Here is a 24,369-nt window from a genome sequence, read left to right on the forward strand (position 1 = left end):
TCGGCAGTGCGCGAGTTGACCGGCCAGGGGGGTCTGCGCAGCGCTAAATAGAGGTTCCAAATATCCGTCGGCGCTGCTAGAATGCCGACCCTGCACGTGCTTCAAGGATCACCGTGCCGCTGTAGCTCAGTCGGTAGAGCAGCGCATTCGTAATGCGAAGGTCGACAGTTCGATTCCGTCCAGCGGCACCAGTAAATCAAACGCTTAGCCCGACTCACAAGGTCGGGCTTTTTGCGTTGTGGCGATGCTGCGAGCCGCCTTTTGTCAAAAACAACTGTACATACGTACAGTTTGCGGTTACTCTTTGTTCCGTTGCAGTGGGTTTCGATTGGACTCGACGGAGGAGGGACTGACCATGAATCGCATTCAGAAATTGTTTGAGCAGATCGCCGGTGTCTATCAGGCGGAGACGCATCGCTGGGCTGTTGCGCAGGAGATCTTTGCGACACCGCGGGTGGATGTCGCTGCTTTGCAGAAACCGGCCTGCTGGCGCAGGAAGTCCCGAATCTACGGCACGCGGCGTTAGCCGCGGAACGGCCCGTGGTGCCCTTCTGCGGCAGCAGTACGCGCTGGCCTGATTTGCTGCCCCATGTGCCGGGCCGTCACCCGCGCCGGGCGTTGGCGCGAACGACGGCGGCCGGCGCAGCTGCTCCCTCGCTCAGTGCTTCATCGCGCCGTGCTCGGGCGGGTTCTCGGCTTTCATGACCGTTTGCGGTTTTTTTACCGGTGCGTCAAGCAGCTTTGTGCTGTTGTCGTCGAAGCGCAGGGTGAGGGGCACGGTTTCGCCCTCGCGCAGTGGCTGCTGAAGGTCGAGCAGCATGACGTGGTAGCCGCCGGGCTTGAGTTCGGTCTGCGCCGCAGCCTTGATCTCGATCTCCGCGACCTGGCGCATGCGCAGCATGCCCTGGTCGTTAAGGTGCGTATGCAACTCGCCCCTGCTGGCCAGCGGGCTTTCTGCCTTGATTAGCTTGCGGTCGCTGGTGCCGTTATTGACGATGGTCATGAAAGCGGCGGTGTTGGGCGTTCCCGGCGGCACCATGCGCACGTAGGCGTCGACGATGGTCAGGTCGGTTTCGCTGGCCAGGGCCGGCAAGGGGGGCGTAATCGCTGCCGCAAGGACGAATAGGGTAGGCTGCAAACGCATGGCGGGGATTTCTCCTGTCAGTACAAGTCAGTGATCGAGGGGCTTTGGCCGCCTTCATTTGGCCGCCACCGGCGGCAGGTGTTGGCGGATGGCGGCGAGGATCTGTGCCGGCGTCGAGGCGTGGGGCAGGGTCAGTGCGAGTTTCCCCTGAGTGTCGATCAGGTAGGTTGCGGACGAGTGGTCGACGCTGTATTGCCCCTGGTCATTCGGCGACTGCGCTTCGTAGCGGGCACCATAGCGCGCGGCGACGCTGGCAATCTCGTCCTGCGTACCGCTCAGGCCGATCAGCTTCGGGTGAAAGTAGGGTGCGTACTCCTGCAGGCGGTCAGCGCTATCGCGTTGCGGGTCCACCGAGATGAACAGGGCTTGCACCTGCGGCTGCTCGCTGGCTTCCAATCCGGACAGCGCCTGGGCGATCAGCGCCAGCGCGGTCGGGCAGACGTCGGGGCAGTAGGTATAGCCGAAGTAGAGCAGGACGACCTTGCCGCGATAGTCGGCAAGTGCGACCGGTCCTTGCGGCCCCTGCAGCATGAAGTCGCCTCCCGCTGGCGTCGCTGCTGCCAGGCGCGCATCCTGAACAGCCATGACGGTCGCCGGCGACGGCGGATCCCAGAAGGCGGTCACGAAAACCAGCGTCGCGCTCAGCACGACAATCAGGGCGATCAACGGCAGGCGGCTTCTCATGCGCGCGCCCGCATCAGTTGCTCGTCTGGAGGCGGAATGGCACGGCAACCAGCGCCTTGCCGGTATCGACCAGTACCGTCACATCCCATTGCATGCTCCCGGTGATGCATACCGGCAGACTGGCCTGCCCAGAAAAGCGCTGCTTGTCGCCCGGCTCGCTCACCAGCTGCGGCCGGTTATAGCCCATTTTCATTTCGCTGCCGGCGAAATCGACCTCGATCCTGCGCACTTCAGTGCCGCTGACAGTCGCCCGCAATTGCAGGGGCTTCAGTGATGGGACAGGCCGTGGTTCGATGGAGAACTCGAGTTGGCCGCCGTCAGGCAAGTCGGCCGTGCACGACCGCTGGTTCAGATCGCAGCTCGATAGCGCTAGCGCGATATCGGCCTTCGGGCTGAGCAGCGGCGCCAGCTTGTAGCCAATGACGCCGAGGATCGCCAGGCCGAGCAGGATCGCGGCGTCGAGCAGCAGGTTCTTGGTCATCTGGGAAGTGTCGGCTCAGTGGCTGCTTGTTGCAGGTCGATCAGGTAGGTGCCGCGGTCTCCGGGGTAGCAAGGGCTGGGCGCCCGCGCGAGTGCGTACGGCAACGACATGGCAGACCGGTGATTGTGCAAAGGCGAGGCGCGGCGAAAATTGATGCACCTCAAATTATCGCGCAGCGCTTGTCCGCACAATGTGCGACATATTGCCGCAGTGGCGCCATGGCGCCGGGCAATACGGACGGGAAAGCTAAACCGCAATTGCCCAAAGGGAGAGAAAGAATGGAATTTCGCACGAAGCAAGTCGCGTCGATGCTGCTCGCAGCAGGGCTCGGCTTCGTAGCTTCCGGCAGCACCTACGCTGCCGAATCACTACAGGATGTGATGAAGCGTCGGAGCCTGTCGCAGCAGGACCTGCTCGCCGCCGCCAAGACCTATGTGCCGACCGGAAAGCGCGACGAATTCATCGCTTTCTCGTCCGGTGGCCAGTCGGGACAGGTCATCGTCTATGGTGTGCCGTCGATGCGCATCCTCAAGTACATCGGCGTGTTCACGCCGGAACCCTGGCAGGGCTACGGCTTTGACGAAAGCTCGAAGGCGGTTCTCGCCCAAGGCAAGATCGACGGCAAGGACATTACCTGGGGTGACACGCACCACCCGGCGATGTCGGAGACCCAGGGTCAGTACGATGGCCAGTTCCTGTTCATCAACGACAAGGCCAACCCACGCCTGGCGGTGATCGACCTGCGCGATTTCGAAACCAAGCAGATCGTCGTCAACCCGATCTACAAGTCCGAGCATGGCGGCGCTTTCGTCACGCCCAACACCGAGTACGTGATCGAGGCTGCGCAGTATGCGACGCCGCTGGCGAACAAGAAGTTCGAGCCGCTCGAAGAGTTCAACGAGAAATACCGTGGCGGCGTCACTTACTGGAAGTTCGATCGCAAGGAAGGGCGCATCGATCCGGCGCAGTCGTTCTCGATCGAGTTACCGCCGTACAGCCAGGACCTGTCGGATGCCGGCAAGGGGCCGTCCGACGGCTGGTCGTTCACCAACTCCTTCTGTACAGAGCGTTACGTTGGTGGTATCGAAAAGGGTCGCCCTCCCTATGAAGCGGGTTGCTCGGCCAAAGACACCGACTACATGCACGTGATCAACTGGAAGAAAGCCGCCGAGCTGGTGGCTGCCGGAAAGGCCAAGAAGATCAACGGCCACAATGTCCTGCCGCTGGATGTTTCGGTCAAGGAAGGCATTGTCTTCCTGGTTCCGGAGCCGAAATCGCCGCACGGCGTTGACGTCACTCCGGACGGCAAGCTGATCACCGTTTCCGGCAAGCTCGACACGCACGTTTCGGTCTACTCCTTCGAGAAGATCATGGCCGCGATCAAGGCCGGAAAGTTCGAATCGAAAGATCCCTACGGTCTGCCGGTGATCAACATGCAGGACGCGCTGCATACGCAGGTCCAGCTCGGCCTTGGCCCGCTGCATACGCAGTACGACTCCAAGCCCTGCGTGGCCTACACCTCGCTGTACGTTGACTCGCAAGTCGCCAAGTGGAACTACTGCGAAGGCAAGGTGCTCGACAAGATCAGCGTGCACTACAACATTGGTCACCTGATGACCATGGAAGGCGATTCCATGGATCCCAAGGGCCGCTACCTGGTGGCGCTGAACAAGCTGTCGATCGACCGTTTTGCTCCCGTCGGTCCGCTGCATCCGCAGAACCACCAGTTGATCGACATCAGCGATGACAAGATGCAGCTGCTCTACGACATGCCTCTGCCGCTGGGCGAGCCGCATTACGTGGTGGCCATCGAAGCGAGCAAGCTGAAGCCTGGCGTCCGTTACAAGGTCGGTACCGACAGCCGCACCGACAAGAAGCATGCCGGTGCCGTCCGGGCAGGCGAGGAGAAAACCGTCCGCACCGGCAACAAGGTTGAAGTCTTCGGTACGCTGATCCGTTCGCACATCACGCCGGAAACGATCGAGGCGGAAGTTGGCGACGAGATCATCATCAACCTGACCAACCTTGAGCGCGCGCAGGACGAAACGCACGGCTTTGCAGTGTCGACCTACAACGTGCATGCCTCGATCGAGCCGGGCAAGACCGTGCAGGTCAAGTTCAAGGCTGACAAGGAAGGCGTCTATCCGTACTACTGCACGGAGTTTTGCTCGGCGCTGCACCTCGAGATGCAGGGTTACCTGCTGGTCAAGCCGAAAGGCTGGAAGCCGACCAAGACCGCGATGTCTGCCGGTACCAACTACAGCGAGGCGGATTACAAGGCCCAGCTGAAGAAGGTTGTCGATACGCAGGCGGTGATCGACTCGGTGGTTGGCTACATCACCGGTGTCAATTACAAGGACTTCCCGGATGTGGTCGCGATGATGGACGACGCCGTCGATCAGCTGGGCAAGATCAAGGATGCCAAGGCCAAGGCTGACGACGCTGCTGGCAAGAAGGACTGGAACAACGCTACGCTGTGGACCGAGCAAATCTGGCAGTACCAGGTCAAGGCGGCCGATCTCGGCCTGCGTGCCAAGACCTATCTTGAGCAGAACGGTGCCAAGAAGGCCAAGTAGGTCAGGCAAGTCGTGTTGATCTGACTCAAGGCAACTCAGCGGGGAGCGGAGTTACTCTGTTCCCCGTTTTCTTATGCGAAAAGGAATGACCATGAACAAGCTGATGGCTGTAGTGGCGATGGCGACGCTGGCGGCCTCGCCGGTACTGGCGGCTGATGACGGTGCCAAGCTGTATGCGGAGAAGACCTGCGGCGCGTGTCACGGGCCGACGGGCAACAAGACCTTGATGCCCGACTACCCGAAAATTGCCGGACAGAACGCCAAGTATCTCGAAAAACAGATGCTCGACATCAAGAGCGGGGCGCGGGCGAACGGCAACTCGGCGGCGATGAAAGGTGTGATGCCGCTGGTCAGCGACGAGCAGATCAAGGTACTGGCCGAATATCTCTCGAAGCTCAAGCCCTGAGTCCTGCCGGTCCATTGACGCCTGCGGGTCGAACCGCGCGCTGATGGGGCGCAGGTTTCGGTTGCAGGCGTGACTTGATTAGTATCAACGCCAAACGTATGGCTGCTTGGTAGATTGGCAGCTGTGGATTCTCAAATACGAGGGAGTGAGCAAATGAAGAAACTGATTCTGGCCGTTTCGCTGGCGATGATCGCGGCGGGTGCTGCGCATGCCGGACCGCCACCACCCAAGGCGCACGGCATCGAGGACAAGACCTACAAGTGGAACGCCCAGGAGGGCGAGAAAATGGAGGCCTTGAAGCTCAAGGGCGACAAGACGCGCGGAGAGGAGGGCTACGAGGTCTGCGGCGCCTGCCACCTGCCGTCCGGCGCCGGTCGTCCCGACGGCACCTTCCCGCAGCTGGCCGGTCAGCACACCACCGTGCTGATCAAGCAGATGGCCGACATCCGTGCCGGTCTGCGCGACAACCCGACGATGTACCCCTTTGCCGCGACACTGATCGATCCGCAGGAACTGGCTGACGTGTCGGTGTACATCGAATCGCTGTGCATCCCGACCGAGCACGGCAAGTACGAGGGTCCGGATGCTGCAGCACAGCTGGCCACCGGCAAGGGCCTTTACGAGAAGGAATGCAAGGAGTGTCACGGTGCGAACGGTGAGGGTGTCAAGGACAAGTTTTACCCGGTGATCGCCGGCCAGCACTACAAGTACCTGCTGCGCCAGATGACCGAAATCCGCGACGGTCACCGCCGCAACGCTAACCCGGACATGGTCAAGGTCATCAAGAAGTATGACGACAAGCAACTGGTCGCCATTTCGGCCTATCAGTCCAGCTTGGTCATGCCGGGCAATATGTGCAAGCCGAAGACCGCGGCCAAGAAGTAAGTAGCAAGCAGGCTGCTTCGCCAAGCAGTAAGGAGCGCGTTCTGTCGCTGCCAAAGCCCGTCCGCAGGTCCTGCGGCGGGCTTTGCTTCCAGGAAAGTATAAGTAATGAATAATATTCTGCAGGCCGCCGCTGCACGGCAGGGATCGACACCGGCGTCGCCGGTAGCGTACGGCACAAGCGCTATGAACGAGGATTGAACAATGTCAGCCGCAGCACCCAGCAAGCAGAATTTCGTCGTCGCCGCGCTTACCGCGCTGGCCACGGCGTTGATGATCGCCGCTTTCTTTGCCCCGATCTGGTGGGTCTCCCTGACCGCACCGAACTATCCACCCGACGCCTTCCCCGACGGCATTCGCATCCATTTCCACTTCGACGGCGTCTACAACGGCTGCAAGGCGGCGGGCAAGGGGACGCGTATGGATAGCGAGATCATCCAGAAAGAGCTTGCGCACGACGACGAGCGCTACAACCCGATCACCGACAAGAACAAGGACGTCAACAAGGGCGCTGAAGGTCTCGACTGCGTACACGAGATGAACACCATCAACCACTATGTGGGGATGTTCCCGATCGCCACCGGCGCGCCGGTCGAGAAGCCGCTGGCCAAGTTCTTCTTCGCCTTCTTCACGGTGATGCTCGTGGGCTTCATGGTGCCCCGCCGCAAGCCGCGCTTGCTGGTGCTCGCTGCCGGCTTTGCTGCGGTCGCCGGCTGGATCATTGTCGACCAGTATGTACTCGGCGGTCTGGAAGCGCACGTCGCGCACTACGTCAGCGAAACGGCGACTTTCTTCAACGAGCCCGAGAAGATCCAGGGATGGGGCGAAAACGTGACCACCATCACGCATGTGGTGATCGCCGGCACCCTGCTGGCGATGCTGGTGGTCCTCGCCGGCGTCGCTCGCCTGCCCAGTTTTTCGCTGCTGCTGGCGTTGATTCCGGCGCTGTTGCCGGTCTTCTTTGTCATCACCTACGCCGGCTGGCTGTGGTTCTTCGGCCACAACATGCATCCCTGGGGAGCTTTCACGGTCAAGCCCTTCATGCCGACCGTCTTCGGCGAAGGCAAGGTCGCGCAGTTCTCGACCTACTCGTATCCGTACTGGGGCTACGGGCTGCTGCTGGGCGTCATGGTCTGCCTCTTGCTCGCCCTGCTGATCCGGCGCAAGCAGATGCGCGAGGGGTCTGCGGAGTAGCCGATGCTTGGCCGTTTGCTCGTCGCAGGAGTCGCCTGCGGGCTGGCTCTGGTTCTCTTCCCGTCACCCGGCGGCGCCGAGGACGCGCTCACCGCGTTGCGTCGTACCGGCACTGTGGGGAGCGGGGCTGCGCTCGCCGCCGAGCCTGTCGATAGTCGCCTGGGCGCGATGGCCGAGCCCGCCGCAGCCGCTTGGGGCGGGCTCAACGAGAAAGCGCCCATCCCGACCGAGGCGCGGGTCAGCGGCCTTCCGTTCCTGCAGGAGCTGATCAACCAGGCGCCTGCGGGGTCGGTGCTCAAGCTCAAGCCGGGCAGGTACTCGGGCCCGGTGGTCGTGGACAAGACCTTGAGCATCGATGGCGGCGGCGCGGCGACGGTCGATGGCGGGGGCAAAGGAACCGTCTTTGTCCTGCAGGCCAATGACGCCGTGCTGCGTGACCTGCAGCTGACCAATTCCGGCGTTTCACACGATTCGGACGACGCCTGCCTGAACGTCCGCGGCGACCGCAACGTCATCGAGAACCTGCGCATCGACGATTGCCTGTTCGGCATCGATCTGAAAATGTCGAATGAGAACGTCCTGCGCGGCAACCGCATTCGTTCGAAGCCTTTCGATCTCGGCACGCGCGGCGACAGCCTGCGCCTGTGGTACAGCCACCGCAACCTGATCTCCGACAACCTCATCGAGGATTCACGTGACATGGTTGCCTGGTACTCGAATGCGAACCACTATCTGAACAACGTTGCGCGGCGCAGTCGCTATTCGATCCATTTCATGTTTGCCGCCGACAATCTCGTCGAGGGCAACCGCTTCTACGACAATGCCGTCGGCGTCAACGTGATGTATTCGGGGGGCGGGGCGATCCGCAACAACCTCTTCTCGCACGCCAACGGTCCCACCGGCATGGCGGTGGGCTTCAAGGAGGCTTCCAACGTGCTCGTCGAGGGTAACGAGATCGTCTACTGCGCGGTCGGGGTCGGTCTCGACATGTCGCCATTCGAGCCGGACACGACGATCACCATTCGTGGCAACCGCATCGCCTATAACGGCATCGGGGTCAGCTTCCTGTCCGACAAGAAGGGCACCATCATCGAGCACAACGTCTTCGAGGGGAACCTGACGCAGGTGGCCATGGGCGACACCGGCAGCGCCAGCCGCAACCTCTGGCGCGGCAACTACTGGGACGACTATCAGGGCTTCGACCGCGACCAGGACGGCGTCGGCGACCGCCCGCACGAACTCTACGCCTATACCGATCAGTTGTGGATGGAGGTGCCTTACGCCCGCTTCTTCCGCAACGCGCCAATGATGGAAACGCTCGATTTCCTCGAACGCCTGGCGCCGTTTTCGACCCCGGTGATGCTGCTGCGCGACGAGCAGCCGGTTTTCAACAAACCGCCGGAGACCAGCAAGAGGTCCGTCAAATGAACGACAAGAGGGAAACTGAAGCAGCATCTGAAGCTGCGCCGCTTTCGCCCGTGGGTGAAGCCGCTCCGGTGGTCAACAACCGGCGCGCCAGGGCGCCGGTCCGCAAGCAGGCCAACCGGCGCAAGTTCATTCGCTCGGCGGTGATGGTCGGCGGGGTGCTCGGCCTGGCGATGCTCGGCTACATCCCGGTGGCCAGTGCCAGGAAGTCACGTCTGCGCCCCCCCGGCGCACTCGAGGAAAGCGATTTCCTGTCCTCGTGCATCAAGTGCGGCCAGTGCGTCCAGGTCTGTCCGGTGGCGGCGATCAAGCTTGACGACATCGACCAGGGCTTCGGCGTCGGCGTGCCGTATATCGACGCCCGCGAGCAGGCCTGCGACTTCTCCTGCGACGCCGTGCAGTGCATTCTGGCGTGCCCGACCGGTTCGCTGACCTACACCAAGCCGCCGGCTCTGGAAATCCGTGCCGGCATGCCGCTGGCGCAGGCGCCGGTGCTCAAGGCCAAGGAAAACGACCCCGAGCCGACGCTGAACCTCAGCGAGCGCATCGGCGTCGCCCGTCTGGCACACCCCGAGTCGTGCCTGGCGGTACAGGGCAAGGGCTTCAGTGGGCAGGCGCGCGGCGCGGATTTTCGCGGCCACCTGCGCTACGTGGCGGTCGACCGCTGGAAGCCGGTGCTGGTACGCGACCACCCCTACCAGCGCGATCTCTGCGACCTCTGTGTCACCGAGTGTCCGATCAGGGACGCCATCCACATGAAAGAGACGATCGCCGCCGACGGCAGCAAGCAGTACCGGCCCGAAGTGCTCGAACAGTGCGTCGGCTGCGGTGTCTGCGAGATGATCTGCCCGGTCGAACCGGCGGCGATCGTCGTCGATCAACGCCAGCCCTGGAGTGCGTGATGAGCCACCTTGAACGTATTCGGGTAATGTTCGGCGCGGCGCCGGAGAAACCCGCCGTCGTGACCCCGGAAGCGAAACAGGTGCACAGCCTGAAGCGCATGACCAAGGCCGACTTCGAGGCCATCAAGCAGCACGCGCGAGACCATGAACTGGTGACCCACAAATGGCGCAACCGCCGCTGGGCCGTCCTCATTCTCGCCAACCTCTTGTTCACCTTCTCGTTCTGGCTCGATATCCAGGTTCTCGAAGGCGCGCTGACCGCCTCGCGCTTCGTTGGTTTTCACCTCATCGACCTCAACTCGGCCTTGCAGGTGATGCTGGCGCACAAGCACATCATCGTCAATCTGTTCATCGGCACGGCGACGGTCTTCGTCCTCTGGGCCGTGCTCGGCGGGCGTTCGTTCTGCTCCTGGGTGTGCCCCTACCATCTCCTCGCCGAGTGGTTCGAGTGGCTGCACCTGAAGCTGGTGAGCAAGAAACTGGTCAGCGACCACGAGTTTCATCGCGGTACGCGCACCGTTTTCTGGGTCGTCTTTGCCTTGCTGGCGGTGGTCAGTGGCTACACGGTCTTCGAGACCATTTCGCCGACCGGAATCCTGTCGCGAGCGCTGATCTACGGTCCCTCGCTGGCGCTCGGCTGGGTCCTGCTGCTGCTTGTTTTCGAAGTCGTTTACTCGCGCCGCGCCTGGTGCCGTTACGTCTGCCCGATCGGCCTGACCTATGGTATCGTGGGCGCCGTTTCGCCGGTGCGCGTCGAGTACCGGCTGGACAAGTGCTTTCACGAAGGTGATTGCCGCAAGGTCTGCCTGGTGCCGCACGTCCTCGACGTGGTGATCAAGGGCCGGGCCGCCGAGATGACCACCCCGATCGGACCCGACTGCACGCGCTGCGGGCTGTGTGTCGACGTTTGCCCGAGTGGCGCGCTGGTCTTTGACGTCAAGGGCTTGAGCAAGCTGCTCTGAAGGTTGTCAATGATCCGTTTTGAAAACGTCGGTAAGGACTTCAGGAAGATCCGTGTACTCGACGGCGTCGAACTCGATATCGCGCTTGGCGAACGAATCGCCCTGATCGGCTCGAATGGCGCCGGCAAGACGACCTTGATCCGCTGTCTGCTCGGCGAGTACACACATCAGGGCAAGGTGACCATCGACGGCCAGCAGCCGCGCGCCGAGCGCACGCAGGTGCTTGGCAAGGTCGGTTTCGTGCCGCAGTTGCCACCGCCGCTGAAGATGCCGGTCGGGCAGCTGGTCAGTTTTGCGGCCGCTGTCTGCCGCTCCGACAGCAAGCGAATCTTCGCGGTCGCCAGGCGTCTCGGGCTGGACGTCGCACCGATCCTGACACGGCCATTCAACCGCCTGTCCGGGGGGATGAAGCAGAAGTTGTTGATTGCCATCGCCCTTGGCCGTGACGCGCAGGTGCTGGTGATGGATGAGCCGGCCGCCAACCTCGACCCCGAGGCGCGGCACATCTTCTTTTCCCTGCTTGCCGAGCGACTCGAGAACACGACGATGATCATCTCCAGCCACCGCCTCGACGAGGTCGCGCCACTGGTCAATCGGGTGGTCGAGATGGACACCGGCAGGATCGTCCTTGACGATCGCGTTGCCGAGGATTCCAAGCTCTCGGCCCTGTTCCAGGTGCACCTGACGCTGGCTCGCGCCGACGCGGCCATCGCCAAGACGCTGAGCGCCTGGCAGTTTGCCGACCGCGGCGCCGGCGTCGAGTGGCACGGCACGGTTTCCGGGCCCGACCGCCTGCGCTTCATGGGGACGGTGTCGCGCTACGTCGGACTGTTGTCGCGCATCGAGATGAAGGAAGTCGACCCGGCGGTCGTCCTGCAGTGAGGTACAGACAGCAATGAAACGACGGCGCTTTCTCGGAATTCTTCCGGCCGCGACTCTTGGCCCCTGTTGCAGGTCGCTGGTGGGCGTTGCGGCTGGCTGGTCGCTGACCGCCTGCAGTGGCGAGCCGAGCAGCGGCCCGATCCAGGTCAAATGGGATAGAGACGCCGACCCGCGTTGCGGAATGATCATCAGCGACAAGCGTTTCGCGGCGCAGATTCGTGATCCTCAGGGCAAGGCGTGGAAATTCGACGACATCGGTTGCGCGATGTTCTGGCTCTCGCAAAGGCCGTTCAACGAGGACACGCCGAACACCGAGTTCTGGGTCGCCGACTATCGCATGGGCGGCTGGATCGATGCCCGCCAGGCGCATTATCTTCCCGGAAAAAAAAGTCCCATGGGCTACCAGTTTGGCGCTGTCGCGCGTCCGGAGGCCGATGCGGTTTCGTATCAGGAAATGAAAGAGCGCATTCTGGCGCGCGGCCAATGAAGCGACGCCAATGAATTCACTTCTCCTGACCGCCCGGCTGGACATCGTCGAATCGCTGCGTGCGCGCTGGTTCCTGCTCTACAGCCTGGTTTTCGGTGGCATCGTCGCTCTGCTCTTCGCTTTCGGCCTGACCGAGTCGCGGGTGCTGGGCTTCATCGGCTTGTCGCGGCTGCTGGTGACCTATATCCAGCTGACCATGGCCATCCTGCCGATCTTCGTGCTCATCACCACCGTGCGTTCGGTGGCCGGTGACCGCGAAGCCGGCGTCTTCGAATACCTGCTCTCGCTGCCGGTGTCGCTGTCGGCGTGGTTCTGGGGAAAGATCCTCGGGCGCTACGTGACCATCTTCCTGCCCGTTTTCGTGGCCATGCTAGGGGCCGTTCTTTGGGCGCAGTTGAAGGCCATCGAAGTGCCCTGGGAAATGTTCTTCTATTACACCGGCCTGCTGGCGGCCATGGCCTGGTGCTTTCTCGGCATTGGCATGCTGATCTCGACGCTGGCGCGCAGCACTGACGTCGCGCAGGGTGCAGCGTTCATCGTCTGGCTGAGCATGCTGCTGTTCCTCGACCTGATCCTGCTCGGGGTGATGATCCAGGGCCGGGTCGCCCCCGAAGTCGCCGTCGGCATCGCCTTGCTCAACCCGCTGCAGGTCTTTCGTACCGCTTCGCTGGCCATGTTCGATCCACAACTGATCGTCCTCGGGCCGTCGGCTTACGTCATCCTCGACCTCTTCGGCAGCAGCGGCTACCGCTTCTACGCCTTGCTCTACCCGCTGGCCATCGGTTCGCTGGCCGCGCTGGCCGGTTTTCTGACCTTCCGTCGCAGTGACCTGCCTTGAGCGCGAGACAGCGATGAAGCGCCTGCTGCTTACCCTCGTGCTCGCTGCGCAAGCCTTTTCAGCGGCTGCCGCCGAGCCGCCGTCGACAGCGCCGTTCTTTGCCTTGACCCTGCCCGCGCTTGACGGGCCCTCGGTGGCGCTGGAGTCGTTCAGGGGCAAGCCGCTGCTGGTCAATTTCTGGGCGCGCTGGTGTGGCCCCTGCCGCAAGGAGATTCCCGATCTGGCCGCGCTGCAGGCGAAATACCGAGGCCGGGGGCTGCGGGTGGTTGGCATAGCTGTCGAGGATGCCGACAAGCGCGAGCAGTTGCGCGAGTTCGGCCGCGCCTACGAGATGAACTACACTTCGCTGATCGGCGGCAGCGAGGAGAGCATAGAACTGATGAAGGCGCTGGGTAATGGCAATGCGGGCCTGCCGTTTACGATCGTCATCGACCGTGCAGGCCGCATCCGCAGCAGCGAACTCGGCGCCATGGATCAAGCGGAGATGGAAGACGCCGTCGGGCCGATTCTTTGAGGGGTCGAGCGGCGGGCACTGTCCTTTTTTTATGCGCCGATGGCGCGGTTAGAGTGAAGACCATGATGAGAAAACTGTTCTCCCTGTTGTCGATTGTCGTGCTTGCCGGCTGTGCGGCGCCACCTTTGCGCGGCACGGGCGACCTCGGGCTGGTGATCGAACGCGCCAGTGGCCAGGTCAGCCTGGTCGATACCAGCCAGGGCAAGCCGTACGCCACCGTTGGTGGACTCGGCGATCTCTCGCACGCGTCGGTCGTCTACTCGCGCGACGGACGCTACGCCTACGTCTTCGGCCGTGACGGCGGGCTTAGCAAGGTCGATTTGCTTGAAGCGCGGATCGTCAAGCGTATGCTGCAGTCGGGCAACGCCATCGGCGGCTCGATTTCGCAGGACGGTCGCATCGTCGTCGCGCAGAACTACAAACCGGGCGGGATCAAGGCGTTCGATTCGGAGACCCTCGAACTGCTCTCCGAAGTGCCGGCCGAATACGCGCCGGGGAGCTTCTCGAAAGTGGTCGGTCTGGCCGATCTTTCCGGCAACCGCTTTGCCTACGCGCTCTTCGATGGCGGCGAAATCTGGGTCAGCGATTTCTCCGATCCGCGCCATCCGACCACCCAACGCTACCCCGCCGGCCGGCAACCTTACGACGGCTTGGTGACGCCCGACGGGCGCCATTACCTGGTCGGGCTGTTCGGCGAGGACGGTGTCGCCCTGCTCGACACCTGGACGCCGGAGAAGGGAACGCGGCGGATTCTGAACAATTACGGGCGCGGCGAAGAGAAACTGCCGGTTTTCAAGATGCCGCACCTGCGCGGCTGGTCAATGGCGCAGGGAAATGCCTACCTGCCGGCCATTGGTCGGCACGAAGTGCTCGTCGTTTCGGGCAGCAACTGGCAGGAAGTTGGCCGCATCGCCGTCAAGGGACAACCGGTGTTCGTCATGGCGCGCCCTGATGGTCGGCAGGTGTGGGTCAATTTCGCCTTTCCTGACAACGGTTGGGTGCAGGTGATCGACACGCTGAGCGGCAAGGTGGTGCACACGCTCGAGCCGGGCAAGGCGATTCTGCACATGGAGTTCACGCCGCGTGGTGAGCAGGTCTGGCTTTCCGCCCGTGACGACAACAAGGTGGTGATCTACGATACGGCGACGCTGGCCAAGGTTGGCGAGTTTGACGCCCAGGCGCCGAGCGGCATTTTCTTCACCAGCCGCGCGCAGCGCACGGGATTCTGAGAAGGCAATGACTGACGAGGCGATCGATTTTCGTTTGCTGAACGACTTCCAGAGGGACTTTCCGCTGTGCCCGGCGCCGTTCGCCGAGTTGGCGGCGCGCCTTGGCGTTGCTGAAGGCGCTGTATTGCGGCTGCTCGAGGCGCTGCGCCGCCAGGGCAAGATCGCGCGTGTCGGGGCCGTCTTCGCACCCAAGCGAATCGGCGCCAGCACGCTGGCGGCGATGGCCGTGCCGCCGGAGAAGCTTGCTGCGCTTGCCGAGACGGTGAATCGCTTTCCGGAGGTGAACCACAACTACGAGCGCGAGCATCACTACAACCTCTGGTTCGTCGTCACCGCCGGTTCGGAAGGCCGCCTGCAGGCGGCGCTCGGGGCCATCGAGCAGGCGGCCGGCTGCCCGCTCCTGCGCCTGCCCTTGCTGCAGGAATACCACATCGACCTCGGTTTTTCGCTCGACGGCAAAGGCAAGAAACCGCTGACGGCTCCGGTGTGCCGGCAGGCGTTCGTGGCGCCCCGGCCGCTCGACGAATTCGAGCGTCGGCTGGTGATAGCCTTGCAGGAAGGCTTGCCGTTGTTCATCCGGCCGTTCTCGGTGCTCGCCAGTCGCGTTGGCTGCGACGAGAGTGAGGTTCTCGAACGCATCCGTCGCTGGTGCGCCGAGGGCATCATCAAGCGCTTCGGAGTGATCGTCCGGCATCACGAGCTTGGCTACCGGGCCAACGCCATGCTGGTCCACGACATTCCCGACGAAGCGGTCGCCGAGACGGGAGAAATCCTCGCCCGGGAACCGGGAGTGACGCTCTGCTATCAGCGTCCGCGGGTGCTTCCGGAGTGGCGCTACAACCTGTTCTGCATGATTCACGGCCAGGTTCGCGCCGAAGTCGAGGCACGGATCGCCGAGTTGCGCGCGCGCCTGCACCTCGAGGACTACGCGCACGCCATTCTCTTCTCGCTCACCCGCTTCAAGCAGAGCGGCGCGCGCTATGCGTGAAGCGGCGAGCATCGACGCCATCGATCGGGCGATCATCGATGGCTTGCAGGGAGGTTTTCCGATCTGCGAGCGGCCCTACGCCGAAGTCGCCACGCGCTTGGCGATCAGCGAGGAGCAATTGCTCGGCCGCTTGCAGGCCATGCTCGACGCGCGCGTCCTGACCCGTTTCGGGCCGATGTTTCAGGTCGAGCGCATGGGGGGGGCTTTCGTCCTCGCCGCGATGCGCGTTCCCGAAGCAGACTGGCAGCGGGTGCTCGAAGTGGTCAATGCCTTCCCGCAGGTGGCGCACAACTACCGCCGCGAAAGCGACCGCAACTGCGACTTCAACATGTGGTTCGTTCTGGCCACCGAAAGGGCCGACGGGATTGCTGCCGCGGTGCGCAGCATCGAGGAAGCGAGCGGTCTGCCGGTTTTTCCCTTCCCCAAGCTGCAGGAATACTTTGTCGAGATGAAGCTGGCGGTGCGCACATGAGCGGTGTGCCGGCGCGCTCGGTCGACGCCATCGATCGCCGCCTGATCCTGGCGACGCAGAGCGGGCTGCCGCTGGTCGTCCGGCCGTATCACCAGCTCGCCGAACAAGTGGGCATTGCGCCGGAAGAGGTCATGGCGCGGCTGACGAGAATGCTCGACAGCGGCATCATCCGCCGCATCGGCGCCGTGCCCAACCACTACGCCATCGGCTACACCGCCAACGGCATGAGCGTCTGGGACGTCGCCGACGAGCGTATCGACGAACTGGGCGCGCGCATCGGCGCACTCGATTTCGTGACCCACTGCTATCACCGTCCGCGCAAGTTGCCGGAATGGCCCTACAGCCTGTTCGCCATGGTCCATGGCAGCTCGCGCGCCGAAGTGCAGGCCAAGGTTGCCGAAATCGCCGAGCTCCTGGGTGCCGAATGCCGCGCCTACGACGTCCTTTTTTCGACCAGCATTCTCAAGAAGACGGGACTCAGAATCGGCGTCTGAAGGCACGCCTCCTACCGATTCCGCCGCGTCCCCGTCTCACTTGCGCTCGTCGCCGCCAAAGAGCTTGCCGAGAAAGCGCTCCGCTTCTTCGACCAGGGCGGCGCCGATGTCGGCGCCGCGACGGGTGAGGGCGTCGCTGGCGACATCCTGTAGGCTGACCGAGTAGCGCAGCTCGTCGGCTGGCCCGCTCACCTGCACCGGCACCGGGAGCCCCTCCAGCGCCCGCAGCAGCTTCGAGCCTTCTGCAGGATTCTCGGCCATCATGACGCGCAGCGTGTAATCGAGCGTCTTCGACAGCAGGTCGAACTGGCCGTAACCGCCGAGTGCGAGTCTTGGCGCCGCACCGTCGAGATCGTCATTGCGCGCGACACCGTCCGCCAGCTTGACGGTGCCGTCCAGGTGCGACAGGAGGGTGCGTTGGGAGCGGTCGAACCGTCCGGACTGCTTGCCGCCGTCACGAAGGATTTCCTTCAGCTGGCCGAGGACCGCCGAAAGGTCGATACCGACCAGGGCGACATCGCGCAGTGCGAAGCGCAGCGTTCCCTGCGCGGCACGCGTCAGCTCGGCGCGTGAACGGCCGCTGCTCGACAACGCCAGGTCTACGTTGCCGCGGCCGCTGAGATCGTTGCGGGCGAGTGCGTCGCGGGCCAGTGCGCCGAAGTCGACATCGTTGAACGCCAGGTTCAGGGACAGCTGCGGGACTTGTGTGTCGAGGCTGAAATCGCCGTCGGCCCGGCCGCCGTACAGTTGAGCGCTCACCGGCGCGAGCGTGGCGCGGCCGGCTGCGCTATGGACGCTCGCGTGTACGGACGCGGCCTTGATTCCGCGTGCCTGCAACTGCGCGATCTGCAGTGTTCCGTCGAGGCGCAGCTCGCGCAAGGGTGTCAGGTCGAAGGCGGGCTCCGCTGGCACGGCTACGGGTGCGGCCGTTGAAATGCGAACGATGTGCTCGGCTGCGGCGCTGTTCTTGCCGCGGTTGCTGCTCGCCGCTTGCGCGGCGGGTGCCGGTTCTTGCCTGGCAGCCTCCAGCGTGACGGGCCGGGCTGGCGCCAGGTAGGAATCGAGATTGAGCCGGTCGGCGTTCAGGGCGAAGGCGATCTCCGGTCGCGCGAAGTACGCCAGCTCGATGCTCGCCTTGAAACTGGCGTCGCGGGCGCTGGAGGCGAGTTCGAGGGTGGCGTGTTGCCGCCTGGCGTCGAGCGTCATGGCGCCGGAAAAAGGCAGCTGTGCCTGTCCTGCGGGCAACAGCGGGTCGGTGAGCGCAAGTTCGCCGTCGAGCTGCGCCAGGGTCAGCGTCTGTTCTTCGAGATTGGCGTTGAGCGGACCGCGGACGCGCGCATGCATGCTTGCCGGACCATCGCGCCGCGTCGCCGTGAGCAGGAAGTTCTCGGCGACCAGTGACGACCTTGGGCCAGAAAGGCTGTCGAGCTTGAGCTGGGCATTGAACGGCTGCGTGCCGGCCCGCGACGCACTGAGCACGATGGCGCCGCTGCTCAGCTTTTGCCTGTCGAGCGCAATCTCTTCCGCGCTGGCCGCCAGAGTCCAGGCGTTGGCGGCGTGCTGGCCATCGGCGTGCAGTTCGAGCTGCGCGGCAGTGATCGTTTCGCCCTGGCGCGACAAACGGCCGGTTTCGAGCGTGATCGCCGATAGCACGAGCGTCTTTCCGCTGGCGGCATCGTGCACCGTGATCGCGGCGTCGCTGAGCACCAGGTGCCCGATTTCCCAGTTTGTCTCGCCGCCGGCCCTGCGATGTTCTGCTGTGCCGGCGGCTGGTGCCGCCGCGGTGTTCGCTGTCTCCGCTGTATCCGCTGTCTCCGCTATGTCCGATGCGCCAGGCGCTGCGCCTTCCGGGGGCAGCGCGGGCGCTTCGTGCTCCCCCCGCAGGGTCACCGTTGCCCGCGCCTGTCGCAGGTGCATCGACTCGATGACGATTTCCTGGCGCAGCAGGGGGAGCAGCGCAATTTCCATGCGTGCCGACGCGAAGCTGAGGAACTCCGCTTCGCTGTCCGCGGCCGACAAGCTGCTCGCCGGCAGGTCGATGGCCAGCGTCGGAAAGATCGACAGCCCAAGATCGCCGTTCAGGTGCAGCCTGCGCCCGCTGTGCGTGCTGACCGCGTCTTCGATCTCCGCCTTGTAGCGATTGACGTCGAACAACGCGATGGCCAGGGAAACGGCCAGCACCAGGAGCGCCGTAGCGGCGGCGCTGATGATCAGCAGGCGGCGGCGCCAGCTGCTTGTCGGTGGCTGCGCGCGTGTCTCAGTGCCGCGCTCGGCGCTCAACGCCCGGTCCTAAACTCAGCCAAGCACGTGGTAGCCGCCGTCGACGTAGGTCGTGTCGCCGGTGATCAGCTTGGCATAGTCGGTGGCCAGGAATGCGGTCGCCATACCCACGTCCTCGATGGTCACCAGTGCGCGCGACGGCGCGCGCTCGGCGGCTTTCTCCATCAGTTCGTCGAAACGGCCGATACCCGATGCCGCGCGCGTTGCGATGGGTCCCGGCGAGATCGGGTTGACGCGAATTCCCTTGGGACCCAGTTCCGCGGCCAGGTAGCGCGACGTCGCTTCGAGCGCTGCTTTCACCGGCCCCATCACGTTGTAGTTCTCGACCACCTTCTCGGCACCGAAGTAGCTCATGGTGAACAGTGTGCCGCCGTTCTTCATCAGCGGTTCGGCGAGCCTGGCCATGTGGATGAACGAATGGCAGGAGACGTCCATGGCCATCAGGAAGCCCTCGCGAGAGCAGTCGGTCACGCGGCCATGCAGATCCTCGCGCGGCGCAAAGGCAATCGAATGCAGGGCGAAGTCGAGCACGCCCCACTGCTTTTCGACGGCTGCGAAGACGGCTTCCAGTTGTCCTTCCTCGCGCACGTCGCAGGGCAGATAGAGCGACGGCGGGACGTCGAGCGCCTGGGCCAGCGGCTCGGTGAAGCGCCGCGATTTTTCATTCAGATAGGTGATGCACAGCTCGGCACCGAGGCCACGAAAGGCCTGCGCGCAGCCCCAGGCGATCGACTGGTCGTTGGCGATGCCGAGGATGATTCCTTTCTTGCCGGCCAGTGGCTGCTGGCCAAGCTCGCGCTGAGTGCGCAGCCTGTCGAGCAGTCGTGTGTTGGTCTCTTTATCGGTCATTGCTGGTTCCTTCCTGTTTCAACAAATGCGCTGAGCGTATGACGGATCGTGCATCGCTCGTCGGAGTGGGTAGCAGCCATGATCGTAACACTGCCAGCGGTCGCGCTGCAGGTCGCCAGCAAGCGGCAACCGGGGCGCCGGCAATGGCCGATCTCCGCCAGGCGTACTGGATGCTTCGCCAGGCTCCTTCGCCGCGAAGCCGCCACTGGCCGCTTCGCGGTGCAACGGCGACGAAATCCCGCAGGTGAAAGGAGCCCGTTGGGCCTCAATGAGGGCCGAACGGGGCGTTGATTTCCAGCCAGAACAGGCGGGTTGCGATTTCAGAAGGATTGAACGACGATCTTGCCCTTGGACTGCCCGGTCTCGATGAGCGCATGCGCCGCGCGGATGTTTTCCGCGTTGATCGGGCTCAGGACCTTGTCGAGCGTCGTGCGCATGCGCCCGGCGTCGATCTCGTTCGCCACATGGGTCAGCAGCCTGTGCTGCTCGATCATGTCCGCTGTCTGGAACATGGCGCGGGCGAACATGAACTCCCAGCGCAGGCTGGCGGCCTTCATCTTCATCCCGGCCATCGGCATCGGCAGGTCGGTGTCATCGATCGTGACAATCGCACCTTGCGGCCGGATCAGTTCGACCGCCGCTTCCCAATGGCGCATGTCGTTGAAGATTGCGACGTGATCGACATGCTCAAAGCCGAGCGCCCGCACCTGTTCAACCATGGGTTGGCGGTGATTGACGACATGATCCGCGCCAAGCTCTCTGACCCAGATTTCCGTCTCCGGGCGCGACGCCGTGGCGATGACGACCAGCCCGGCCGCCTTGGCCAGTTGAATGCCGATCGAACCGACACCACCGCCGGCACCGATGATGAGCACCGACTGTCCCGCGTCTGCACCATCGCGATCAATGCCCAGACGGTCAAAGAAAGCCTCGTAGGCGGTGATCGTGGTCAGCGGCAGCGCCGCCGCCTCGGCGAAGCTGAGGCTCTTCGGCTTGAAGCCGACAATGCGCTCATCAACCAGTTGAAATTCGGCATTGGAACCTGCGCGGGTAATGTCGCCGGCGTAATAGACTTCATCGCCGGGTTTGAACAGGGTGACCTCCGAGCCTACCGCTTCGACAATCCCGCTGGCATCCCAGCCAAGGACGCGAGGGGACTCTTCTATCTTTTCCTTGGGGCTGCGAACCTTGGTGTCGACCGGGTTGACGGATATGGCCTTGACCGAAACGAGAAGATCACGACCGGCTGCCGAGGGCTTGGGCAACTCGACGTCAAGGAAGGCTTTCGGGTTGTCGACCGGAAGGTAATGGGTAAGAGCGACTGCTTTCATTCGTGAATCTCCTGGTGGCCAAGCTTGCGCTCAGCCGATGTGGGTCATTTCGTTGAGCGTGAATTCCGCGACGGCGCCGTCGGTGGCTTGCAGATAGGCAGCAAGGTGCGGGGCATTCATGTGCGCCTGCCACAGCTCGCGCGACTCCCAGTTTTCAAAGACCATGAAATGCGTCGGATGGTCGTTGTCGCGGTGCAGGTCATACTGTAGGCAGCCCTGTTCGGCGCGCGTGATCGGCAGGAGCTTTTCCAGCTCTGCCTTGACCAGGTCAATCCGATCGGGGTTGGCGTGGATGTTGGCTACGATGGTCAGTTTGGTCATTTCCTTCACTCCTTTGTCCGTGGTGGGAGAACTATAGCTGTTTGCAAAGACCGGATAAACTGGCAGGATACGAAAAGATAATCCGGAAAACCCGTACAATGCTGCTCAACAACATCGCCCTGTTCCTGCAAATCGTCGAGAAGGGTGGCCTGGCGGCAGCTGGGCGTGAAGCCGGGCTTTCGTCGACCACCGTATCCGAGCGGCTTTCTGCCCTCGAGGCTCATTTTGGCGTTGTCCTCCTGAACCGCACGACACGCGCGATCAGCCTGACCGAGGAGGGGCGCACGCTGGTCGAAGGTGGCAAACGGGTTCTCGAGGAGATCGAGGATCTGGGAACGCGCATCCGCCTGGGTGCGCAAACTCTCTCCGGTCCGATCCGCATCAGCGCTCCAAGCGATATCGGGCGGACCCTTGTTGCGGCCGAAATCAGCCGCTTCCTGGCAGAACACCCGGCCATCTCGATCGAGCTTCTGCTTTCCGACGCCTACGTCGATATTGTGGGTCAGGGTTTCGATATGGCTGTGCGCTTCGGGTCGGTCACCGACAGTTCTTTGCGCGTCAGGAGCCTGGGTCAGAAACGGCGCGTGCTCTGCGCCGCGCCGACCTATCTTGCACGGCGGGGTAGCCCGCAAGAACCCGTGGACCTGAAGGATCACAATTGTCTTGTCATGCGATTTGGCCAGAATCTCGACAACGTCTGGCGCTTCGGTCCGGACACGAAGCCGCAGTTCGTCACCGTGCGCGGCGACCGGGTGGCCAATGACGGGGCGCTCGTGCGGCAGTGGTGCCTTGCCGGTCACGGGATCATGCTCAAGTCGGAACTCGATGTCGGGCCGGATATCAGGGCTGGCAAGCTGCTTGAGCTTCTTGCCGAGCACGCTCAGCCCGCCTCACCCCTGCAAATGCTGTTTCCCCCCAGCCGGGCTCAGCCAAGGCGCGTGCGCGCACTTGCCGACCGGCTCGCCCTAAGGCTGGAGGGATCGGGGGAAAGCTGAGCCATGGCTTCCCGCGTGTGGTCGGCGTCGGTTACCAGGACCGCGTACTCCGGGAGTCGGGCCGAGCGGCCGGTCTCTGAGGAGTTACCTGCCGTTCGGGCAGCTCAATCTTTTTCGGGCCTGCTACGGCGTGTCGAAACATTTTACAGTTGTCGTCGCGACAGGCCAGTCGGCGGCGCGTCCGGCGAACGAAAACGTATATAAATTAGAACATTAAAAATATCGGCATAAATTTTGCTTTTGTGATTCGTGGCCGGCGACAGCCGGCCTGGCTCGTGCGCAATGCAATTTCGTGGTTGCCAGAAGATTGGGTGGCGATGGGTAGGCAGACGCATGCTTTCCCTCGTGCGGTTTGCAAACTCTGGCGTCCCCCTTTTTTCAGTTCAGATCTTCACTTCTGGGAACCCCAATGACCATAACGAATAGGTTCTTGCGTCGCGCTGCGATGCTTGCTGCCGCAGGTCTTGCCACCGGCTTCGCTTCCACGGTCGGTGCCGTGGTGGTAGTCACGGATCCTTGCACGGTCGCCGCATTCAATTCCTGCTACATCGGCGTTGACGGAACGGACACGCAGACGTTGACCACGACCGCGGGGCCGTACAACTTCGTCGGTCTCGGCGTTGTCGCCGCCGAGCCGGGTATTACGCCGCCCTCACCACCGAACACCGGGCCAGTGAGCGGTACGCTCAATGTGAACGCCGGTGGGTCGATTTCCCTCAACTATCTCCCCGGTACCATTGGTGCGCCCACTTTCCGTCCGGTGGACAACAGCGTGCTGCTCGGGGTATCGGGAGGTTCCTCGGGAACGCTGAACGTCAATGGCGGCTCGGTCACCACCCCGATCCTCATCGTGGGCAACGATTTCGGGCGCCTCGCCTCGACCGGCACGGCGAACATTTCCGCCGGAGGTAAGGTCACCGCGATGCTTGACAGTGGTTCCGGTGGGCCAATACCTGGTCAGGCGGCAGTCAACATCGGGCGCGGGGCTGGCAGCACGGGGACGGTCACGGTGGCTGGCGCAGGGTCCGAGTTGAATGTGAATGCGGGCAATGGCGCGACTCAGACGAGTACCGGTGGCCACATCAGTGTGGGAAGGAGCGGCTCGGGAAGCATCAGCGTTATGGACGGCGGGCAGGTGCTTGGATCGAGGGCTTTCAGTACTATCTTCGGCTCGACGTCAGACCCCGCCGGAACTACCAGCATCCTGGTAGACGGCGCTGGGTCCAAGCTCACGGCAAACCAGATCTTGCTGGGTGTGGGATTGGGAGCTTTCCCCGGTGGCAACTTTGGCGCCTTGCCCGTGCCGGACTTCAATAGCCTCAACCACGGGACTGGAACGCTCAACGTGCGCAATGGCGGCGAGGTCGTGGCGAATGTGTCCGTGGGTGCCGGTGGTACGCTCCGGGGTAACGGAACCATTACCGGCAATGTGACGAGCACGGGCACCGTGGCCCCGGGCAACAGTCCCGGTACGCTGAAAATTGCCGGTGATTTCACCCAGACCGGAGGAGTGTTAGAGATTCAGATCGCGAATGCAACTGACTTCGACATCATCGACGTGGACGGCTTTGCGTCGCTGAATAACGTCTTGATTGAGTTTCTGTTTATCGATGGCTACGCCCCGACGGCCGGGACGTCGTACAACTTCCTTCAGGTGGGTCCGGGTAGCCTCCTGACCAACGTCGGCGCGACTTATCAATATGCGGGACTGCAGCCCGGGTTCGACTATGCTGTCACCAGCGACAACGGCGCGATGACGCTCGTCGCACGGAACAATGGCGTCGCCGTCCCTGAGCCGGGGACCCTGGCGCTGCTGCTCGCCGGACTGTCCGGGTTCGCTGTGCGGCGCCGCGCCGCGCTGCGCCATGGGTGATCGGCGGCTTCCCTGCGTCGTGCGCTGATGGTCTGCAGCAGAGCCGAGCAAAGGTCGGGCGGGGCTTGTCAACCCCGCCCCCATCCGGGGCATGGCCTGCGGCAGACTTTTGACGTGGTCTGTCGCCGGTTGACCGTGAAGTCGCGATTTGCGCCGGATC

The 24,369-nt window shown here is 63.1% G+C and carries 25 protein-coding genes and 1 tRNA gene; 19 read left to right on the forward strand and 7 right to left on the reverse strand.

Features of this window, described 5'->3' with window-relative positions; translation table 11 throughout:
- The first annotated feature begins 115 nt into the window (after nucleotides 1-115).
- Both QZ634_RS02505 and QZ634_RS02510 read left to right on the forward strand, forming a co-directional pair.
- A tRNA-Thr gene (locus QZ634_RS02505) sits at nucleotides 116-191 on the forward strand.
- Between the two features lie 164 nt (nucleotides 192-355).
- Nucleotides 356-526: a hypothetical protein gene (locus tag QZ634_RS02510; RefSeq protein WP_291985280.1), complete on the forward strand. Its 171-nt coding sequence runs from the start codon at nucleotides 356-358 to the stop codon at nucleotides 524-526.
- A 132-nt stretch (nucleotides 527-658) separates the two neighbouring features.
- Here QZ634_RS02510 and QZ634_RS02515 read toward each other — a convergent pair whose 3' ends face one another.
- From QZ634_RS02515 to QZ634_RS02525, 3 genes are read right to left on the reverse strand one after another with little or no spacing between them, the layout of a single operon-like run.
- On the reverse strand, nucleotides 659-1,144 hold the full coding sequence (locus tag QZ634_RS02515) for a copper chaperone PCu(A)C (RefSeq protein WP_291985282.1): 486 nt from the start codon (nucleotides 1,142-1,144) through the stop codon (nucleotides 659-661).
- A 54-nt stretch (nucleotides 1,145-1,198) separates the two neighbouring features.
- Entirely contained in the window at nucleotides 1,199-1,828 is a 630-nt protein-coding gene (locus QZ634_RS02520) for an SCO family protein (protein WP_291985284.1), read from the reverse strand.
- A 13-nt stretch (nucleotides 1,829-1,841) separates the two neighbouring features.
- The gene (locus QZ634_RS02525) at nucleotides 1,842-2,309 is read right to left on the reverse strand and encodes a hypothetical protein (protein ID WP_291985286.1); all 468 of its coding nucleotides are present in this window, start codon (nucleotides 2,307-2,309) and stop codon (nucleotides 1,842-1,844) included.
- Between the two features lie 278 nt (nucleotides 2,310-2,587).
- On the opposite strand from QZ634_RS02525, the gene nosZ reads away from it, so the two are divergent.
- From nosZ to QZ634_RS02600, 15 genes are all read left to right on the forward strand, one after another.
- Nucleotides 2,588-4,885, forward strand: a complete 2,298-nt coding sequence (gene nosZ / locus QZ634_RS02530; protein WP_291985288.1) for a Sec-dependent nitrous-oxide reductase — start codon at nucleotides 2,588-2,590, stop codon at nucleotides 4,883-4,885.
- Nucleotides 4,886-4,976: 91 nt separating this feature from the next.
- The gene (locus tag QZ634_RS02535; RefSeq protein WP_291985290.1) at nucleotides 4,977-5,291 is read left to right on the forward strand and encodes a cytochrome c; all 315 of its coding nucleotides are present in this window, start codon (nucleotides 4,977-4,979) and stop codon (nucleotides 5,289-5,291) included.
- 153 nt (nucleotides 5,292-5,444) lie between these two features.
- On the forward strand, nucleotides 5,445-6,176 hold the full coding sequence (locus QZ634_RS02540; protein ID WP_291985292.1) for a c-type cytochrome: 732 nt from the start codon (nucleotides 5,445-5,447) through the stop codon (nucleotides 6,174-6,176).
- Nucleotides 6,177-6,377: 201 nt separating this feature from the next.
- On the forward strand, nucleotides 6,378-7,367 hold the full coding sequence (locus tag QZ634_RS02545) for a hypothetical protein (RefSeq protein WP_291985294.1): 990 nt from the start codon (nucleotides 6,378-6,380) through the stop codon (nucleotides 7,365-7,367).
- Between the two features lie 3 nt (nucleotides 7,368-7,370).
- Nucleotides 7,371-8,795: a nitrous oxide reductase family maturation protein NosD gene (gene nosD, locus QZ634_RS02550; RefSeq protein ID WP_291985296.1), complete on the forward strand. Its 1,425-nt coding sequence runs from the start codon at nucleotides 7,371-7,373 to the stop codon at nucleotides 8,793-8,795.
- The gene (locus QZ634_RS02555) at nucleotides 8,792-9,694 is read left to right on the forward strand and encodes a 4Fe-4S dicluster domain-containing protein (RefSeq protein WP_291985298.1); all 903 of its coding nucleotides are present in this window, start codon (nucleotides 8,792-8,794) and stop codon (nucleotides 9,692-9,694) included. The genes nosD and QZ634_RS02555 overlap by 4 nt, the downstream gene beginning before the upstream one ends.
- Nucleotides 9,694-10,656: a NapH/MauN family ferredoxin-type protein gene (locus QZ634_RS02560; RefSeq protein ID WP_291862678.1), complete on the forward strand. Its 963-nt coding sequence runs from the start codon at nucleotides 9,694-9,696 to the stop codon at nucleotides 10,654-10,656. The genes QZ634_RS02555 and QZ634_RS02560 overlap by 1 nt, the downstream gene beginning before the upstream one ends.
- Before the next feature lie 9 nt (nucleotides 10,657-10,665).
- On the forward strand, nucleotides 10,666-11,538 hold the full coding sequence (locus QZ634_RS02565; RefSeq protein WP_291985300.1) for an ABC transporter ATP-binding protein: 873 nt from the start codon (nucleotides 10,666-10,668) through the stop codon (nucleotides 11,536-11,538).
- 79 nt (nucleotides 11,539-11,617) lie between these two features.
- Entirely contained in the window at nucleotides 11,618-12,025 is a 408-nt protein-coding gene (locus QZ634_RS02570) for a protein NosL (RefSeq protein ID WP_291985302.1), read from the forward strand.
- 10 nt (nucleotides 12,026-12,035) lie between these two features.
- The gene (locus tag QZ634_RS02575; RefSeq protein WP_291985304.1) at nucleotides 12,036-12,863 is read left to right on the forward strand and encodes an ABC transporter permease subunit; all 828 of its coding nucleotides are present in this window, start codon (nucleotides 12,036-12,038) and stop codon (nucleotides 12,861-12,863) included.
- 13 nt (nucleotides 12,864-12,876) lie between these two features.
- Complete coding sequence (locus QZ634_RS02580) at nucleotides 12,877-13,377, forward strand: TlpA disulfide reductase family protein (RefSeq protein ID WP_291985306.1); 501 nt, start codon at nucleotides 12,877-12,879, stop codon at nucleotides 13,375-13,377.
- Nucleotides 13,378-13,442: 65 nt separating this feature from the next.
- The gene (locus tag QZ634_RS02585) at nucleotides 13,443-14,606 is read left to right on the forward strand and encodes a cytochrome D1 domain-containing protein (protein WP_291987963.1); all 1,164 of its coding nucleotides are present in this window, start codon (nucleotides 13,443-13,445) and stop codon (nucleotides 14,604-14,606) included.
- Nucleotides 14,607-14,613: 7 nt separating this feature from the next.
- Nucleotides 14,614-15,594, forward strand: a complete 981-nt coding sequence (locus QZ634_RS02590; protein WP_291985308.1) for an AsnC family transcriptional regulator — start codon at nucleotides 14,614-14,616, stop codon at nucleotides 15,592-15,594.
- Nucleotides 15,587-16,066 carry an Lrp/AsnC family transcriptional regulator gene (locus QZ634_RS02595; protein ID WP_291985310.1) on the forward strand — a complete coding sequence of 160 codons (480 nt, stop codon included), beginning with the start codon at nucleotides 15,587-15,589 and terminating at the stop codon, nucleotides 16,064-16,066. The genes QZ634_RS02590 and QZ634_RS02595 overlap by 8 nt, the downstream gene beginning before the upstream one ends.
- Nucleotides 16,063-16,560 carry an AsnC family transcriptional regulator gene (locus tag QZ634_RS02600; RefSeq protein ID WP_291985312.1) on the forward strand — a complete coding sequence of 166 codons (498 nt, stop codon included), beginning with the start codon at nucleotides 16,063-16,065 and terminating at the stop codon, nucleotides 16,558-16,560. The genes QZ634_RS02595 and QZ634_RS02600 overlap by 4 nt, the downstream gene beginning before the upstream one ends.
- 36 nt (nucleotides 16,561-16,596) lie before the next feature.
- Here the strand turns inward: QZ634_RS02600 and QZ634_RS02605 are convergent, their stop codons facing one another.
- The 4 genes from QZ634_RS02605 to QZ634_RS02620 all read right to left on the reverse strand — a co-directional run bounded on the left by QZ634_RS02605 (nucleotide 16,597) and on the right by QZ634_RS02620 (nucleotide 21,341).
- A complete protein-coding gene (locus tag QZ634_RS02605; RefSeq protein WP_291985314.1) occupies nucleotides 16,597-18,840 on the reverse strand; it encodes an AsmA family protein in 2,244 nt (747 codons plus the stop codon).
- Between the two features lie 15 nt (nucleotides 18,841-18,855).
- Entirely contained in the window at nucleotides 18,856-19,689 is an 834-nt protein-coding gene (gene fabI, locus QZ634_RS02610; RefSeq protein WP_291985316.1) for an enoyl-ACP reductase FabI, read from the reverse strand.
- Nucleotides 19,690-20,009: 320 nt separating this feature from the next.
- The gene (locus QZ634_RS02615) at nucleotides 20,010-21,020 is read right to left on the reverse strand and encodes a zinc-binding alcohol dehydrogenase family protein (protein ID WP_291985318.1); all 1,011 of its coding nucleotides are present in this window, start codon (nucleotides 21,018-21,020) and stop codon (nucleotides 20,010-20,012) included.
- Between the two features lie 30 nt (nucleotides 21,021-21,050).
- Nucleotides 21,051-21,341 (reverse strand): putative quinol monooxygenase, encoded by a 291-nt coding sequence (locus QZ634_RS02620; RefSeq protein WP_291985320.1) that lies wholly within the window; start codon nucleotides 21,339-21,341, stop codon nucleotides 21,051-21,053.
- Nucleotides 21,342-21,439: 98 nt separating this feature from the next.
- On the opposite strand from QZ634_RS02620, the gene QZ634_RS02625 reads away from it, so the two are divergent.
- Together QZ634_RS02625 and QZ634_RS02630 are read left to right on the forward strand one after the other, a co-directional pair.
- The gene (locus tag QZ634_RS02625) at nucleotides 21,440-22,336 is read left to right on the forward strand and encodes a LysR family transcriptional regulator (protein WP_291985322.1); all 897 of its coding nucleotides are present in this window, start codon (nucleotides 21,440-21,442) and stop codon (nucleotides 22,334-22,336) included.
- A gap of 409 nt (nucleotides 22,337-22,745) precedes the next feature.
- A complete protein-coding gene (locus QZ634_RS02630) occupies nucleotides 22,746-24,209 on the forward strand; it encodes a PEP-CTERM sorting domain-containing protein (protein WP_291985324.1) in 1,464 nt (487 codons plus the stop codon).
- Nucleotides 24,210-24,369: the final 160 nt, after the last annotated feature.

This window comes from Candidatus Accumulibacter sp. ACC007, from assembly GCF_907163205.1.
Taxonomy (GTDB): Bacteria; Pseudomonadota; Gammaproteobacteria; order Burkholderiales; family Rhodocyclaceae; genus Accumulibacter; species Accumulibacter regalis.

Bases quoted from the DNA above. Each gene is read 5' to 3' on its own strand.
- QZ634_RS02555 (WP_291985298.1), top strand. From the start codon at position 8,792: ATGAACGACAAGAGGGAAACTGAAGCAGCATCTGAAGCTGCGCCGCTT.
- QZ634_RS02615 (WP_291985318.1), bottom strand. From the start codon at position 21,020: ATGAAAGCAGTCGCTCTTACCCATTACCTTCCGGTCGACAACCCGAAA.
- fabI (WP_291985316.1), bottom strand. From the start codon at position 19,689: ATGACCGATAAAGAGACCAACACACGACTGCTCGACAGGCTGCGCACT.
- QZ634_RS02620 (WP_291985320.1), bottom strand. From the start codon at position 21,341: ATGACCAAACTGACCATCGTAGCCAACATCCACGCCAACCCCGATCGG.
- QZ634_RS02525 (WP_291985286.1), bottom strand. From the start codon at position 2,309: ATGACCAAGAACCTGCTGCTCGACGCCGCGATCCTGCTCGGCCTGGCG.
- QZ634_RS02565 (WP_291985300.1), top strand. From the start codon at position 10,666: ATGATCCGTTTTGAAAACGTCGGTAAGGACTTCAGGAAGATCCGTGTA.
- QZ634_RS02590 (WP_291985308.1), top strand. From the start codon at position 14,614: ATGACTGACGAGGCGATCGATTTTCGTTTGCTGAACGACTTCCAGAGG.
- QZ634_RS02535 (WP_291985290.1), top strand. From the start codon at position 4,977: ATGAACAAGCTGATGGCTGTAGTGGCGATGGCGACGCTGGCGGCCTCG.
- QZ634_RS02510 (WP_291985280.1), top strand. From the start codon at position 356: ATGAATCGCATTCAGAAATTGTTTGAGCAGATCGCCGGTGTCTATCAG.
- QZ634_RS02540 (WP_291985292.1), top strand. From the start codon at position 5,445: ATGAAGAAACTGATTCTGGCCGTTTCGCTGGCGATGATCGCGGCGGGT.
- QZ634_RS02560 (WP_291862678.1), top strand. From the start codon at position 9,694: ATGAGCCACCTTGAACGTATTCGGGTAATGTTCGGCGCGGCGCCGGAG.
- QZ634_RS02545 (WP_291985294.1), top strand. From the start codon at position 6,378: ATGTCAGCCGCAGCACCCAGCAAGCAGAATTTCGTCGTCGCCGCGCTT.
- QZ634_RS02575 (WP_291985304.1), top strand. From the start codon at position 12,036: ATGAATTCACTTCTCCTGACCGCCCGGCTGGACATCGTCGAATCGCTG.
- QZ634_RS02625 (WP_291985322.1), top strand. From the start codon at position 21,440: ATGCTGCTCAACAACATCGCCCTGTTCCTGCAAATCGTCGAGAAGGGT.
- nosD (WP_291985296.1), top strand. From the start codon at position 7,371: ATGCTTGGCCGTTTGCTCGTCGCAGGAGTCGCCTGCGGGCTGGCTCTG.
- QZ634_RS02515 (WP_291985282.1), bottom strand. From the start codon at position 1,144: ATGCGTTTGCAGCCTACCCTATTCGTCCTTGCGGCAGCGATTACGCCC.
- QZ634_RS02600 (WP_291985312.1), top strand. From the start codon at position 16,063: ATGAGCGGTGTGCCGGCGCGCTCGGTCGACGCCATCGATCGCCGCCTG.
- QZ634_RS02520 (WP_291985284.1), bottom strand. From the start codon at position 1,828: ATGAGAAGCCGCCTGCCGTTGATCGCCCTGATTGTCGTGCTGAGCGCG.
- QZ634_RS02595 (WP_291985310.1), top strand. From the start codon at position 15,587: ATGCGTGAAGCGGCGAGCATCGACGCCATCGATCGGGCGATCATCGAT.
- QZ634_RS02580 (WP_291985306.1), top strand. From the start codon at position 12,877: ATGAAGCGCCTGCTGCTTACCCTCGTGCTCGCTGCGCAAGCCTTTTCA.
- nosZ (WP_291985288.1), top strand. From the start codon at position 2,588: ATGGAATTTCGCACGAAGCAAGTCGCGTCGATGCTGCTCGCAGCAGGG.
- QZ634_RS02630 (WP_291985324.1), top strand. From the start codon at position 22,746: ATGACCATAACGAATAGGTTCTTGCGTCGCGCTGCGATGCTTGCTGCC.
- QZ634_RS02585 (WP_291987963.1), top strand. From the start codon at position 13,443: ATGAGAAAACTGTTCTCCCTGTTGTCGATTGTCGTGCTTGCCGGCTGT.